Raw genomic sequence first — 16,875 nt, forward strand, 5'->3', positions numbered from 1 at the left:
TTGTTTTACTGTGTATTATTTCTCGTTATCTTGTTATTAAGATAACAATTATAAAGATAATTTTCCCAATAATTATCAGTTACTTTTTAGATTATCCAATAATGAATAACAACCTATTTTCCCCAAATGACAAAGAAATAGACAATGTCCATGCACTTAGGCTGTCCCAACAGTATAACTATTTCATTGGTAAAATAGCTGACTGGGAGCAGGTATGGAGCCTCGGTGATGGGGAAAACCTCGTTACCGCATGGAATGATGAAAAATGCCTCTTTCTGCCCCTCTGGCCTGCCAAAGCGTATGTTGAGTTGTGTTTAACGGGTGAGTGGGCGAATTTTACGCCAATGCTATTTACTCTTGAACACTTGATGACAGAAATTTTACCTGATATGCATGAAGCAAATATTAAGGTTGCGTTGATGATGCAACCTGATGGGAAAAAAACATTAGTTTATGATGCGGCGGCATTTCTCGCTGATTTAGAAGAAGAATGTCAGCAATATGAGTAAAAGGCAGCAATTCACTGCCTTTTATTACGAGAACTACTTTTCAACACCGGTGGTCACGGTGAATTCACGGGTTTGCCCCGCTTCTAACCAAATCAGAGTTTGGCTATTTTTTGCGGCTAAAAAGCCTTCTGGACGACAAGTGGCAGGCAATACAAATGCGCCAACTTTTTGGTCACCATTGTACAAAATCCAACGAGTTGCATAATTTAGTTGGTTAGATTTAAAACGCGTAACAAACGTATCTCCTGCGGGTGAAATCATCCTAAACTCAGGCGTTGCGGTATATTGGCTGAGGTCATCCATAAAAAACACAATTTCAGGGTCACACATTTGTGGCTGATTAAGCTGATTTAATGAGACTTTGCCAGATTTCAATGCTTCATTAAATTCGAGCCATTTTTCAGTTGGCTGTACATGCCCCGGTATTGATTCACGCAATTTAATCGCATTTTCAGGAATATTTTGTGTTAGCGTTGCATTCTCCACGTAAGCATAATTCATATGGCACATATATTGGAGAGGCATAGGAACCGATGCTAAATTGGTGACTGACATATGAATATCAAATAATGCACTGCCCGCATTTAATTGCACTGACGGTGTCGCATGGTAATGGTGACCAAAACCCATCACATACTCATATTCGCCGACAACGTTCAAACTTTCGTCTGTCAGTTCCAGCCAAGCGCTATCCATTGATGCACAGGGCATTTCTCCATGTAATGGATGTGAATCTTCTGGAGAAGGACAACCATTGCTGATTAAACCTGAATGGAATGCAAAGCAACCGTAGGTTTCAACTACTGTTGGAACACGTTTTGGCGCTGAAAACATATTTTCCATTTTCAGATTTTGGCCACAAAATTCCGCATCCCAAATCATTTGTCCTAAAAAAGGCAAAATAGTTAAATGCCCTTGTTGATTTTCAATTCGTAACCCTTCCACGCCAGTGTGATAACGAAATGCCGTGGCAGTAAATTGGTTATTTTTTAGAATAAGCGTCGGGTTTTCCGTAAATAAGCTTTTGTGAAGCGGTATCAATGTTTTCATTTTCATACTCACGGTTTAATAAAAGAAGTTGGGTAGCACACGCTACCCAGTTTGAAGACTATTTCGTGGCTTGTTTCGCTTTAAAACGGCGTTCACCAACAAAGTAAATACCGACATACACGAAACACAACATGGAAACGAGGAATGAAAGTTGTAATGAGTGCAGCATATCTGCGACATAGCCTTGAACAGCAGGGACAACCGCAGCACCGACAATCGCCATCACAATGACCGCCCCGGCCATTTCAGTATGCTCATTATCCACAGTATCCAAAGTGCCTGCATAAATGGTTGCCCAGCAAGGTCCAAATAGAATACTGACCATCACCGCTGCATAGACCGCTGTAAAACTCGGAATAAATGCAACATAAATTAGGAACAGCGCGCCAATCACCGAGTAAATAATCAATACTTTTTCTGCATTAAAACGCGTCATTAAAATATTGGCGATAAACTTACCTATGAAGAAACAAGCGAAGCTATACACCATGAAATTCGATGCATCGCGTTCGTTGATATCCCCCATTTCTAATGCGAGGCGAATAGTAAATGACCATACTGCCACTTGCATTCCGACATATAAGAATTGGGCGATAATCCCTTTTCTAAAGCGGCTATTTTTCGCCAAGTACTTGAGCGTATCCAATGCGGATGGGCGCTTATGGTCTTGCGTTTCTGCCACCTTACATTTAGGGAACTTGGTAATAAGGAATAAAATCATTACAACGACCAATACCATAATCATATAACGGTACGGTTCGAGGGTATTTTCCAGCATGGCTAAACGGAATTCATGGATTTGCTCCGCATTCATACCGGCCATTTGGTTTTGTAAGCTATCCCCTTCAGAGAAGACGAGATATTTACCCAGCAAAATCCCACCCGCTGCACCAATTGGGTAGAAAGTTTGGCTGATATTTAAACGCAACGTGGCGTATTGTTTCGGGCCAATCATTGAACTGTAGGTATTCGCGGCAGTTTCAAGAAAGCTTAAACCAATCGCAATCGCAAAAATGGCCGCTAAAAACATGGTGTAAGTCGCCATATGGGAAGCTGGGAAGAACATACTGCAACCCGCGATATACAGGATCAGTCCCACCATAATGGCATATTTATAACTGGTTTTTTTGATCACTAACGACGCAGGAATGGCGATTAAAAAATAACCACCATAGAATGCGCTTTGTACTAAAGCCGAGGCGAAGTTGCTGAGTTCAAAAACACTTTTAAACTGTGTGATTAAAATATCATTCAATGCTGCGGCACATCCCCACAGTGGGAACAGGCACGATAGTAGGATAAATTGGAATAGAGGCGTCTTACTCAGGTAGCCATCCGGTAACTGAGTGATGTTCTTAATGTTCATAGTAACCCTTATATTTTTATAATTTATACCCGATGAGTGGCTATGTGGTTCTGATGACCACTTAATTATTCAAAGGGTATATAGCTACGTTGGACTATTATTATTTAGCTATTCATTAGCGGTGTTGATTTGCACAAATTCATTAAATTGCTCAACACTTGGATAAGAAGATTGAGTCCCTTTCCCTGTCACACTGAAGGCCGAAAACAGAACGGCTTTTTTCAGTGCTTCTTCAATATTCCCCGTATGGACGTAGTAATGAGAGAAACAACCGATAAAGGCATCCCCTGCACCACTGGTGTCAATGGCATTCACTTTAATTGCGGGTATATGTAACTCGCTGTCGCGGGTCATCCATAACGCCCCTTTTTCCCCTAATGTTACGATGACGTTTTTTAGCCCTTTATCCAATAAAGACTGTGCAGCACGGCGAATGTTATCCATGGTGTCGACTGGCATATTGGTTAAAATTTCAAGTTCCGTTTCATTCGGGACAAAGAAATCACAACGGCAAGCAAAATCGAGATCGAGTGTACGTTGTGCGGGGGCGGGATTCAGTAACACAGGGATCCCGTGTTTATTACCGAATGAGATCGCGTGATAAACCGTCTCCAGCTGGACTTCTAATTGCAGAACGATCAACTTACATTTTTTCAGATCCTCCGCCGCGCGATCGATATCTTCTGGGGATAAAAACTTATTTGCTCCTTTGACGATCAAAATGCTATTTGAGGAGTTTTGATTAACAAAAATAGGGGCGACGCCACTTGACGTACAAGGTACTTTTTCCACATAACGGGTGTTAATACCGTAAGACTCCAAGTTACGGATCGTATTATCTGCAAAAATGTCATCCCCCACTTTGGTTAACATGATCACTTTTGAATTCAACTTAGCAGCAGCAACCGCTTGGTTCGCACCTTTACCACCGCAACCAATTTTGAAAGCTGGCGCTTCTAACGTTTCGCCTTCTTTTGGCATTTGATCGATGTAAGTGATCAAATCAACCATGTTTGAACCAATAACTGCTATATCCATAATGTCCCTCGTGTTAAATAAATCACATAATGATATGATAACAACATTATCATGTTGCAAAAATATCATTTGTGATTAGGATCTCGAATAACGAATGATCAAGTGTTATATCTACCACATTTCCTCATTCTTTGTTGTCTATCCCACATTTATATAGGAAAGTTGAAAATGCAAGACTTAGCAAAATATATTGATCACACTTTACTTGCTGCTAATACCACTGTTAATGATATTAAAACATTGTGTGCCGAAGCGGCAGAACATCATTTTGCATCTGTGTGTGTGAACACGGGTTATGTTCCTTTGGCCAGCGAATGCCTGAAAAACAGCGACGTTAAGGTTTGCTGTGTGGTAGGCTTCCCACTCGGTGCAGGCTTAACGGAAACCAAAGCATTTGAAGCCGCAGAAGCCGTGCGCCGTGGTGCCGATGAAGTGGATATGGTTATCAACGTCGGAATGCTAAAAAGTGGCGACTTAGACTTTGTTCGCAAAGACATTGAAGCGGTATTTGCTGCCTGTGGTAAAGCAACATTAAAAGTTATTTTAGAAAATTGCCTGTTAACGGATGAAGAAATTACTCAAGTTTGTGAAATTTGCCGCACAATTAAAGTCGGTTTTGTGAAAACTTCAACAGGTTTCAGTACAATGGGGGCAACCGAACACCACGTGGCACTGATGCGTAAAGTGGTTGGTGATGAAGTGGGAGTCAAAGCCTCCGGTGGTGTACGTGATCGTGAAACGGCGATTAAAATGATTGAAGCGGGTGCAAACCGTGTTGGCGCAAGTGCTAGCGTTGCCATTGTCACAGGCAATAACATCAAACTAAGTGACTACTAAGTGATGGGGCGCGGGCCAACCGCGCCAATTTTGTGTATTGAAAAAGGATTGTAGGGTGATAGAAACTAAACAAAAAGAACGCCTTCGCCGCTTAAGTGAATGTTTAAAACGTTCAGGACGCATTCATCTTAAAGAAGCAGCTAGAATACTCGAAGTTTCAGAGATGACTATTCGTCGAGACCTGAGCGCAGATGCGGAAGGCCCCATCCCCATGTCACTCCTCGGTGGCTACATAGTTTCTGTTACTCAACCTGCTAATTTACTGGCCCAAGAGCCGCAAGCGGACATTTTCACCCCCGATCAAACGGAAGAGTTATATATCCCGAACCTTGCTGCGAGCATGGTGACCGAAGATGATGTGATCTTCTTTGATAACGGCATTGAAATGGCAACCCTGATTTCCCTCATTCCTGAAGATATCAATTTTACGGGCATTTGTTACTCACATAACGTTTTTCTCGCCCTTAGCCAAAAGAAAAATGCCACTGCGCTATTATGTGGTGGGGAATATCGCCCCAAAAGTGACTCATTTTACAATCCCACCCTGCCTTCATTACTCGATTCAATCAATCCCAAAAAAGCGTTTATTTCAGCGGCAGGTGTACACGGCAATTTTGGCGTAACTTGCTATAATCTCGATGATTTACCCATGAAGAAAAAAGCAATGGAAAAATCTATTCGTAAGATTTTACTCGCCCCTTATAACTTATTTGATGAAGTCGCCACCGCCAATATGGGAGAATTATCACAATTTGATGTGATAGTCACAAATAGGCAACTTTCCGATGAGTATGAGACATATTGTCGTAATGGCTTTGTGAAAGTGATTTATTAAAATCATCAATAGATTAAGCGGACAATATCTTGCCCGCTGACATTAAATCTTCACCGTTAGGTAATCTTCTGCAATTTCACTCGCAGGGAACACAGCTTGGCATTCCGCGAGTAACTTTGGAATATCCTCACTCGTATAGCGGCCACTCAAGTGAGTGGCAATGAAACGCTTAACCCCTGCCGCACGAGCTAGCTCAGCTGCCTGTACCGTCGTCGAGTGCCCTCTTTCATTGGCTTTTTGTGCAAACTCCGCTTCTAAGGTCGTTTCATGGATCATCACATCGGCATTTCTTGCGAGTTCCAACGCTTGCTCTGTCGGTTGCGTATCGCCAAAAATCGCAATAATCTTTCCGGGGATAGGCTCACCAAGGTAATCAGCGCCATTCACTGTTCGTCCATCATCAAGAACTATCGTTTCCCCTGCTTTGAGTGCCTGCATCCAAGGGCCACGAGGAATATTGTCATTAGCTAATTTCACTGCATCTAATGCGCCACGTTTCGGATGTTCTTCAATACGATAACCATAACACTCAACGCGGTGGTCAAGGGCATAGGCCGTCACAATCAGTTCTCCATCGTCAAATAATTGGCCAGCTTCAATTTCCACTATCTCCAGTGGATATGTCATATAAGACACGCTCACGGTGAGTACCGTTTCAATATATTGTTTTAACCCTTTCGGCCCATAAACAATCAATGGGTCTGTTGCTCCCCCCATTGAGCGGCTGCATAACAACCCGGGTAAACCAAAAATATGGTCGCCATGCAAATGAGTAATAAAAATTTTCTCAATTTTGGGCGCTTTAAATGGGCTGTTTAAAATGCGGTGCTGTGTCCCTTCGCCACAATCAAATAACCAGTAGCTTTTACGGATACCGACTAAATTTAATATCATACTGGTGACATTTCGCTCTTTTGTCGGTACTCCAGCACTGGTTCCTAGAAATGTTAATTCCATAAAACCCTCTTCTAATCTTTTGTTTTTATTATGGTAAGATTTTTTCCAATAGCGAAATTATTCATTTTTTTCATCTATTTTTCAATTATAAGTAAACGTCGGTTATTCCTAATTTTTCCCAATAAGTAAATCCCTTTTCTGTATTAATCCAATTAATTCCTAAGCGTTTTTTACAACACCTATTTCAAAATAGTAGAAATGATTATCCAATCTAGGAATGTATTGAATGCTTTGCTCCAAAAAGAAATTTACCGTCCCTTTAGCCTTATTGATAGCGGTTTGGTCATTAACTATTATGCCAACATTGCCCAGCGATGCAAAAATGCTAACACCGGATGAACTCCCGATTTTAGGTAGTTCACTCCCAACACTAGAAAGTAACGACAGCGAACGCAACTTAGCGCAATACAGTAAAACGGCCGCATCATGGCTCGTAGAACAAAAAAATAGCCATGAAATTTCGCAAATGGCGCAAAGTTATCTCAGTAATCAAGCGGCTAACGCCGCGATAGAAGAGATTACCTACTGGCTATCAAAGTCCGGTAATGTGAAAATCAGTCTGAATTTTGATAAGCAATTATCACTTAAAAATAGCCATTTTGATTGGCTGATCCCTTGGTATCAACACGCTAACATGCTGTTATTTACCCAACACAGTATTCACAATACAGATGGGCGACTACAAACCAATAATGGGGTTGGCCTGCGTCATTTCAACGAGCAGAGCACTGTGGGTGTCAATGCATTCTTTGACCATGACCTTTCGCATTATCACTCCCGCTTAGGCGTTGGCGCTGAATACTGGCAAGATTACGTAAAACTCAGTGCGAATACCTATTTCCCCGTTTCCTCATGGCGTAGTTCATCTGAGCAAACTCGCGCTTATGATGCACGTCCTGCACGTGGATGGGATGTACAGGCTCAGGGATGGCTACCGGCTTACCCGCAACTGGGGGCTAATCTTAAGTTTGAACAATATGTCGGTCATAATGTTGCTCTAATGGGGAAAAATAAACTTCAAGAAGACCCAACCGCAGCCACTTTAGGGGTAAATTGGACCCCTTTTACCCTTGTCACCTTGGGTGCAGAACACAAGATTAGCAGTGGATTACAAGACACCAGTGCCAAAGTGCAGTTTAACTGGGTATTTGATAAGAATTTCATTGAGCAAATTGACCCTGCTAGAGTCGGTGGATCACGACGTGTTTCGGGTAACCGCCTTGATTTCGTCAATCGCAATAACAATATTGTGCTTGATTATCGAAAGAAAACAGCAATTCAATTGAAACTCGCGGCAAAAATTCAAGGTGAAGCCGGACAAGAGTTGCCATTGGTACAATCAATAACAACGCAATATCCACTGAAGAAAATTGTCTGGAATGCACCTGAATTACTCGCTGCGGGGGGTGTTATTCGTTCATCGGGCCAAAATGCGACGGTAAAATTACCCGCTTATCAGACAGCACCAACACCATCAGAACGCGAAAAATTAAATCGCTATCGCTTAAGCGGTATTGCTTATGATATTCATGGTAATGCGTCATCAACCAGCAATACCCTAATTGAAGTCACCAGCAAAAACACCGCAACAACGGGCCAACCGTTAATACAAAATTTTAGCATCGTTCAGACAGCAGCCTTGGCCGATGGTAAAGCAGTCAACATGGTTTCAGCCTATATCACTGATGCTCTAGGCAATCCCATCGCAGGGGAAACGGTCAGTTTTAGTGCGACTCGTGGCAAAATTTCCGCTCAAGGGGTGACCAATCAAAAAGGGATCATTGAGATGCCACTCACCAGTATGACAAGTGGTATCAGTGAGATTACCGCCACCATTAATGGCCACAGTGAAACCGTTGCAGTCTATTTTATGAGTGGAAACTTGAAAAAAATTGAGATCTTAAACACGCAATCAACCTATGCAGGTGAAAAGACAGCGATTGTACTCAAGCTAATCGATGAAAATAACAATCCCGTTTCTGGCGCGGATGGGATCATCACAGTCAATATTGGCAATAAGCAAGTTCCTGTCGAGATTGAAGAAAGTTCAGTTCATTTAGGTGAGTATAACGGGTTACTTGCAGGGCAAATGGCGGGGGATTACACCATTACGGCCTCTTTAAATGGAAAAACATCAGCTAAGCATCGTTTAACGGTGAATCCACCACTGACAATTAGTGCGATTAACTCTGATGGCAGCGGCCCTCAAGGTCAGTTAGGTGTCGTCGAAAACATCGAAATATCTACATCATCCACGCATAGTGTCACCGTTGGCGGTGATGTGCTCATTACGGTCACTCTCAGCGATGCCTTTGGCAACACGCTTGAAGGCGTAAACCCGAACAATATTAGTCTTGGCAACCATAACGCCAATATATTGGGCTGGAATGAAGAACGTGATGGTGACTATGTTACCTACTTAACCCTATTAACACAGGGTAACATTGATATTATTGCTGCTATCAATGGGCATTCTAGCCCTAAATTTACAGTGCCTGTGACACCTTAACTCGCCTTAAACTTTCCCCCCTCATCTTTAGAGGGGGAAATAAAAATACTGACGAATCAATAGATAACAATAACCATTCCTAACGATTCCATAACTCACGTTTTCTTTCCGTTTAAGTCCAATCAATTCACAAGCACTGAGCACTTTCTGCCCTGAAAATAGCGATGTTAATATTGATATCAGGAATAAGTTCGATGCTCTCCCCTTCGTCAAAATTGAAACCAAAGCGACCAAACCCGTGGGTACTCTCTACCGCAATTTGCGCCATAACGATTGTGCCAGTGATGCCAAGTTATGCCCAAGTCGCCCATTTAGACGATTTACCGACACTGGGTAGTAATGCCATTCAATTTGAAGAAAGACAGCCGGACGATAGTACTGAACGTTTTTTAGCGGAATATGGGCAAAATGCTGCAAACTTTGCTGCTACAGAAAACAACACCAAAAACTTGGCAGAGATGGCACAAGACTATGCACGCCATAAAGCCGCGAATGTTGCAACTGATGAAATAACGCATTGGTTATCCCAAGCAGGGAATGCTAGGTTGAACATTAACCTCGATAAAAAACTGTCAATTAAGACGTCTCAATTAGATTGGTTAGTGCCTTGGTACGACCAACAAGATTTGTTGTTATTTTCCCAACATAGCATTCATCGTACTGATGGTCGATTGCAGACCAATAACGGCCTTGGGTTACGTCATTTCCAGCAAAATAGTATGGTGGGGGTAAATGCTTTCTTTGATCATGATTTATCCCATTACCATTCGCGCTTAGGGTTTGGTGTGGAGTATGCACAAGATTATGTTCGAATGAGTGCGAATAGCTATCTGGGGTTATCAACTTGGCGTAGTGCGTCCGAATTAGCCTATGATTATAACGCACGTCCTGCGAACGGCTGGGATATTCAACTTGAAGGCTGGTTACCCACGTATGCTAATTTAGGTGCAAATCTCAAGGTGGAGCAATATTATGGCGATGATGTGGCGCTATTTGGTCAAAATGAGCGCCAGAAAAACCCAATGGCGGCAACTGTCGGTGTCAATTGGTCTCCGTTTCCCCTCATCGCGCTAAATGCAGAACATAAAATAGGCAATAATGGCGCAAATGAAACAAGCGCAAAAGTTGCGTTCAATTGGTTGCTTGGAAGAAGCTTAGCGCAACATCTTGATGCTTCAGCGGTAGAGACCACTCGTCATATCTCCAGCAACCGCTATGATTTTGTTAACCGTAATAACAATATTGTGTTGGAGTACCAAAAGAAAACCTTGATTTCATTGTCATTACCGAAAGTAATTCAGGGTATAACCGGAGAAGAACTCTCGATTATCCGTAACTTAACCAGCAAATATCCACTCGAAAAAGTGGTCATAGACGCCCCTGAATTGATAGTAGCTGGGGGAGAAATTCATCTTAATGGCATAGAAAGCTCTGTCAAATTGCCGTCTTATAAAATTGCCAGTGACGCAGTTAAAAACCCACAACTCAATCTCTATCGCTTAACCGTAACGGCTTATGACACCAATGGAAATGTTTCACCACAAACGGAAACGTTAATTGAAGTGACTAGTACAGGCACTCTTACCATCACCCATGAAAATAGCGCAAAAAGAAACAATGCTGTTGCTGATGGGAAAGACTCAAATACATTCGCTGTAGTAATCAAAGATGCGCTTGGTCACCCAGTACCCAATGCAAAAGTCAACTTCACTCTGCCTGCAAACCTTAAATCTAGCGATCAAAAAAATATAGGATACTATTCATTACTTAATCATTTTATGTGGAAGGCTCAGGCAGCAAAATCGGTTTCGAAGCAACCCCATAGCATCATTGCCAACAGTAAAGGTGAGGCCTTCATTCAATTTACTACTTTTATATCTGGAAGTTATGCAATAAAGGCAAACACGAGTCAGGGGGCGGAAATTAATGAAATGTTTAACTTTAAACCCGATATTAGCCAATCATTTATTAGTAATATTGATATTGTTCAAAACAATGTGGTGGCAGATGGGGTCAGTAAAAACAAAATTAAACTTCATGTCGTGAATAATAGCCGACAAAGCATTGCTGGCGCACAGGTTCATTTTACCACGCCAAATGGCGTGACCTCTTCGGCTAAGCTGACTGATGAACAGGGAAATACAGAACTAGAAGTCAGTAGCTTAGTTGCAGGCTCCATGGGCATCATTGCGACTCTCAATGGCGATAGTCGAACCCTACACGTTAACTTTCTAAGAAATGGATCTGCGATAAATATTCAGCCAAGCACAGGAACTCTTTTCAAATCGCCAATAAATGAGTACAACAGACCGACACGCACACCGTTAAGTTTGTTAAGACAGCTATTTCAATAAATGGGATAACACCTTTCGTAAGAAATAGACTTCATTTAACTGTGCTTTCAGCCTCAAAATTAGCCCCCTAACAGGGGCATTTTTATTTCAACTGACCTCGTTCATGGCTTTATTGCATCACGACGAAATTGGCTATCTTACCCACCCAATATCACATTTTATTCATGCAGTTAAAAACCTTATTCTAACGTGAGTGTTTTGCTTTTTTATCCGCTAATAAATTGTTTTTATTCAAGTAAGATTAATTCCCAACCGATAAAAAATACCGTTATGTAAGCGAGGAGGTTATTCTTCAGCGCTATCAATAAAAGTCGCCTATTCCACGCTTTTCCACCTTGCAAATTCCGCTTCAGTTTAAGTCAAACTAATTCACAAGCTCTTACCTGTATAAGCATTCAACAATAGCCAAGTTAATATTGAAACTAGGAATAAATTGAATGAACCCCGCTACGTCAACCACAAAACCAACATTGAGACATAAAATCTCAAATGGCTTTGTCTTCTTTACCGCAATATGGTCTTCAGCCGTCATGCCGGTTATGCCAAGCTATGCAAAAATGCTCCCCCCTGATGACCTTCCAACTCTAGGGAGTGACTCTGTACTCAGCAATAGCAATGATGATAAAACAGAGAAGTTTATTGCTGAATATAGCCAAAGCGCGGCACGTTTTATCTCTGATAAGAAAAAGGCGGCAGACCTTGCTGATATGGCACAAGACTTCGCTCGCAGTAAGGTCACAAACGCCGCAACAGATGAAATAAATCGTTGGTTATCTAAAACGGGTAATGCCCAATTCCGTGTTGACGTAGATAAAAAATTATCCATTAAAAATACCCAATTAGATTGGTTAGTGCCTTGGTATGACAGTACCGACTTATTATTGTTTACCCAACATAATATTCATCGTACTGATGGCCGATTACAGACCAATAACGGTATTGGGGTTCGTCGCTTTACCCCAGAGAGCATGGTGGGCGTCAATGCCTTTTTTGATCATGACTTATCTCGCTACCACTCTCGCCTAGGTTTCGGGGCCGAGTACGCACAAGATTTCTTAAAACTGAGCGCCAATACCTATTTACGTACATCAGCATGGCGCAGCGCTTCTGAATTAAATCATGACTACAATGCCCGCCCTGCGAATGGATGGGATTTACAGGCTGAGGGCTGGTTGCCTTCTTATCCCAATATTGGCGGAAATCTTAAATTTGAGCAGTATTTTGGCGACGATGTCGCCCTATTCGGTAAAGATAAACGCCAAAAAGACCCGCTCGCCACGACGGTTGGCGTAAATTGGACGCCGTTCTCCCTGATGACCTTAAGTGCAGAACATAAAATCAGTGGTGGATTAAGTGAAACTAATGCCAAAGTCCAGTTCACTTGGGCATTGGGCAAAAGCCTAGCTGAGCAGCTAGACCCAAGCAAAGTGGGTGATGCTCGTCGTTTAATGGGTAGCCGTTATGATTTCGTTAACCGTAATAACAATATTGTATTGGAATACCAAGAGAAAGCGCTAATTTCCCTTTCATTGCCGACCATTATTCAAGGAAAAACTGGCGATGTATTGCCACTTATCAATACCCTCAACACCAAGTACCCGTTAGACAAACTGACCATACAAGCGCCTGAATTTTTAATGGCAGGGGGAGAAATCATCCTTGATGGCGTGGCGACAAAAATCAAATTACCCTCCTACAAGGTGGCAATGACCGAGCAGGAGAGGAAAAAAATCAACCTCTACCGATTCACAGTAACTGCCTCTGACAGCAAAGGAAATATTTCACCGCAAGCCACAGCATTCGTTGAAGTCACTAACTCCGGCGTGTTATCAATCAACCACAGCGAAGTCATCAAACAAGGAAACTCCGTCGCTAATGGGTTAGATATCAACACGTTAACAGTGACAGCCAGAGATAGCTTAAATAACATCGCAGCAGACTCAACAGTGACCTTTATTCTCCCAGCAGAGCTTAAACTCGTCATACCAAAAGCCACATCTTCAAGCATGGCATTTAGCAATTTATTCAAAAAAATGCAGGCAGTAAAATCAAACGATCTGCAGAAGCACCGAGTTGTCACCAATATGAAAGGAGAAGCGTCTGTTCAGTTCACGTCTCTGGTCACGGGTGAACACCGCGTCCAAGCCGTCGCTAATGGTGGCGTCCCCATTGAAACCGCTTTTTCCTTTATTGCCGATACGCAGCAAGCACATATTAATCATTTCAATATTCAGAGTGATAATGCCGTTGCCGATGGTAAATCTAAAAATAAAATTCAATTCCATATCACCGACAACCACGCTCACCCAATTCAAGGTGCCATGCTGCAACTTGATGCGATAAATGCCAATGCCACACAATTGAGCCCGACTGATGAACAGGGCAACACTGACGTTGAGGTAACAAGTCAAGTCGCAGGGCCTGTGAAAATAACGGCGACACTGAATGAACAAAATGTAACGGTAGAAACGCATTTTGTGTTTGGCCAACTAGCCCATGTCACCATTTTGGAGCTCACGAAAGCTGAGGCTGGCACAGACAGCAATATTACCATTTCATTAACGGATGCACATGGCAATGCTGTATCGGGGGCTGATGGTACTGTGACCGTCAATATCGATGGTAAACCTACGCCAATCACCATTAGCGAAACCTTTCCGAGTAGTGGCGTTTATACAGGAAAATTACCGGGGCAGCATAGCGGCACGCCAAATGTCACCGTCACTGTTGATGGGCAAACCTCTTCCCCTGAAACATTGATTGTTGAGCAACCTAAACCAATTTCACCAAACAATACGAACGGTACAGGCCCAAAAGGGGAAAAAGGCGTTATTGATAACATCATTATCACCCCAAACAAGAACCAGGGTTTACAATCAGGGGATACCCTTGATGTGACAGTGACCATTACCGATACCTTTGGCAATGGGTTATCAGGCTTAAATACCGGCAATATCAATATCGGCAAGCACAAAGGCGACACGCTAACATGGACAGATAATGGTGATGGCTCGTACACCACCACCTTGCCATTAACTGAAGTCGGCAACAATGATCTCACTGCCACCATCAATGGTACCACGAGTTCAAAAACTGACGTTTTTGTCAATAATGCCACCGGAACGGTTCACGTTGATAACGTCAAAATCATCAAAACAGAGAAACCAGCGGCTGGGATGGATAGCACCATTACCCTCGAATTAACCGATAAACATGGCAATCCGGTTGTCGGGGAAACCGAAATCACGGTCAATATTGATGGCCAAGCGCACAGGTTACCGGCGATAGAAACCTCGCCGGGGGTTTATGACGTAATTATTCACGGGCAACACGCAGGTAACCATGATATTTCGGTCACCGTTAACGGTGAAAAATCACCAAAAGAGTTGCTGATTGTTGATAAACCACAACCGATTAAACCTAAAGATCCAAGCGGTAACGGGCAAACGGGTGAACAAGGCGTTGTCGATACAATCGAGATCAAAACAGGTAATACCGTCGGCCTACAATCTGGTGATAAACTTGAGATCACCGTCACTGTCACTGATGCCTTTAATAATGGCTTATCAGGCTTAAACACCCATAATATCGATATTGGTAAGCATAAAGGCGATACGTTGGCATGGGTTGACAACGGTGATGGTTCTTACACGACCACCTTACCCCTCACCGAAGTCGGCAATAATGACCTCACCGCTTCCATCAATGGCTCTACAAGTTCGCAAAAACAAGTCCAAATTGGCAATGCCAGCGGGAAAGATAAGGTCAGCAACGTTGACATCATCAAAATAGAACAACCTGCCGCCGGTTCAAGTAGCACCCTGACAGTGACATTGACTGACATCCATGGTAACGCCGTAACTGGTGAGCAAGAAATCGTCATTGAGATTGATGGCAACTCACACACTTTACCCGCCAAAGAAACAAAGCCCGGTGTTTATGACGTCACGCTGCCAGCACTACAAGCGGGCGACCATGATATTCGTGCAAGTGTGAATAGCACGTCATCTAACAAAGAAAACATCGCTGTTGAGCCACCAAAACCGATTTCCCCGAACAACACGAACGGAATCGGTCAAAAGGGCGAAAAAGGCGTGATTGATAAGGTGGCTATCACACTTGATCACACTCACCGATTTGAATCCGGCAATCCCCTTGAAGTCACCGTCACCGTGACAGATGCGTTTGGTAATGGCTTAGCAGGGTTAAATACCGACAATATCGATCTCGGTAAGCACAAAGGTCATACCTTAAACTGGGTAGATAATGGCGATGGCTCTTACACCGCCACCTTGATCTTAACTGACGTGGGTAGCAATGATTTAACCACCTCCGTTAATGGTACCCGTAGCCCACTGACTGAAGTGCAAGTGAATAACGCCACCGGAACGGTTCACGTTGATACGGTAAAAATCATCAAAACAGAAAAACCCGCAGCGGGCTCTAACAGTACATTAACCGTTGAGTTAACCGATAAACACGGCAATCCGGTTGTCGGGGAAACCGAAATCACCGTCAATATTGATGGGCAATCCCATCCGCTTCCGGCAAAAGAAGGAAAGCCGGGTATTTACGAAGTGACCTTACCTGCATTACAAGCGGGTAATCACGATATTAGCGCCAATGTGAATGGTAAGCACTCAACTGATGCAACCTTAGTGGTTACCCCACCAACGCCAATTAAACCGAATAACACCGGCAAACCGGGGGAAAAAGGGGTTATCAACAATATTGCCATGACAACGGGCGATACCCGTAACTTGCACTCTGGCGATCCACTTGAAATCACCGTGACCATCACCGATGCCTTCAACAACGGTTTAACTGGGCTCAAGACCGATGCCATTACCCTTGACGGATTTAACGGTAAGCCAGTCTGGGCCGATAAAGGCGATGGCTCTTACACCACCACCATCACACTAACCGAAATTGACACGAAAGATTTAGTGGCCTCAATCAATGGCACTAAAACCACGGCAAAACCGATTAACGTTGCCCATGCCAACGGGAAAGATAAGGTCAGCAACGTTGACATCATCAAAACAGAACAACCTGCCGCCGGTTCAAGTAGCACCCTGACAGTATCATTGACCGACATCCATGGTAACGCCGTAACTGGTGAGCAGGAAATCGTCATTGAGATTGATGGCAACTCACTTTCTTTACCCGCCAAAGAAGGGAAACCGGGGATTTATGACGTCACTCTGCCAGCACTACACGCGGGCGACCATGATATCCATGCAAAGGTGAATAACATATCATCCACCAAGAAAAACGTCGCTGTTGAGCCAACAAAACCGATTTCCCCGAACAACGCAAACGGCACTGGTCAACAAGGTGAGAAAGGGGTTATTGATAGCATTAACATAACCACTAGCAATACCACTAACCTGCACTCAGGAGATACCCTTGATATCACT

At 43.1% G+C, this 16,875-nt stretch carries 10 protein-coding genes; 6 read left to right on the forward strand and 4 right to left on the reverse strand.

What is annotated here, in order from left to right:
- The first annotated feature begins 101 nt into the window (after positions 1–101).
- Complete coding sequence (locus tag PSF28_RS19700) at positions 102–509, forward strand: DUF2750 domain-containing protein (RefSeq protein WP_272685518.1); 408 nt, start codon at positions 102–104, stop codon at positions 507–509.
- Positions 510–542: 33 nt separating this feature from the next.
- Here PSF28_RS19700 and PSF28_RS19705 read toward each other — a convergent pair whose 3' ends face one another.
- From PSF28_RS19705 to rbsK, 3 genes are all read right to left on the reverse strand, one after another.
- Positions 543–1,559, reverse strand: a complete 1,017-nt coding sequence (locus PSF28_RS19705; RefSeq protein ID WP_272685519.1) for an aldose 1-epimerase family protein — start codon at positions 1,557–1,559, stop codon at positions 543–545.
- A gap of 58 nt (positions 1,560–1,617) precedes the next feature.
- Positions 1,618–2,925, reverse strand: coding sequence for an L-fucose:H+ symporter permease (fucP, locus tag PSF28_RS19710; RefSeq protein ID WP_210835698.1), 1,308 nt, complete (start codon positions 2,923–2,925; stop codon positions 1,618–1,620).
- Positions 2,926–3,033: 108 nt separating this feature from the next.
- Complete coding sequence (gene rbsK / locus PSF28_RS19715; protein ID WP_004915011.1) at positions 3,034–3,963, reverse strand: ribokinase; 930 nt, start codon at positions 3,961–3,963, stop codon at positions 3,034–3,036.
- Positions 3,964–4,131: 168 nt separating this feature from the next.
- Here rbsK and deoC point away from each other — a divergent pair, with 168 nt between their 5' ends.
- Both deoC and deoR read left to right on the forward strand, forming a co-directional pair.
- Complete coding sequence (deoC, locus tag PSF28_RS19720; RefSeq protein ID WP_272685520.1) at positions 4,132–4,800, forward strand: deoxyribose-phosphate aldolase; 669 nt, start codon at positions 4,132–4,134, stop codon at positions 4,798–4,800.
- A gap of 55 nt (positions 4,801–4,855) precedes the next feature.
- Complete coding sequence (deoR, locus tag PSF28_RS19725; RefSeq protein ID WP_272685521.1) at positions 4,856–5,635, forward strand: DNA-binding transcriptional repressor DeoR; 780 nt, start codon at positions 4,856–4,858, stop codon at positions 5,633–5,635.
- A 42-nt stretch (positions 5,636–5,677) separates the two neighbouring features.
- Here deoR and rnz read toward each other — a convergent pair whose 3' ends face one another.
- Positions 5,678–6,592 (reverse strand): ribonuclease Z, encoded by a 915-nt coding sequence (rnz, locus tag PSF28_RS19730; protein WP_272685522.1) that lies wholly within the window; start codon positions 6,590–6,592, stop codon positions 5,678–5,680.
- Between the two features lie 226 nt (positions 6,593–6,818).
- Between rnz and PSF28_RS19735 the strand changes: the two genes are divergently transcribed.
- From PSF28_RS19735 to PSF28_RS19745, 3 genes are all read left to right on the forward strand, one after another.
- Complete coding sequence (locus PSF28_RS19735) at positions 6,819–9,101, forward strand: inverse autotransporter beta domain-containing protein (RefSeq protein ID WP_272685523.1); 2,283 nt, start codon at positions 6,819–6,821, stop codon at positions 9,099–9,101.
- A gap of 164 nt (positions 9,102–9,265) precedes the next feature.
- Complete coding sequence (locus tag PSF28_RS19740) at positions 9,266–11,455, forward strand: inverse autotransporter beta domain-containing protein (protein ID WP_272685524.1); 2,190 nt, start codon at positions 9,266–9,268, stop codon at positions 11,453–11,455.
- 437 nt (positions 11,456–11,892) lie between these two features.
- The coding region (locus tag PSF28_RS19745) for an inverse autotransporter beta domain-containing protein (RefSeq protein WP_272685525.1) at positions 11,893–16,875 on the forward strand (4,983 nt) is incomplete at its 3' end.

The sequence above is a fragment of the Providencia sp. PROV130 genome (assembly GCF_028482225.1).
Taxonomy (GTDB): Bacteria; Pseudomonadota; Gammaproteobacteria; order Enterobacterales; family Enterobacteriaceae; genus Providencia; species Providencia rettgeri.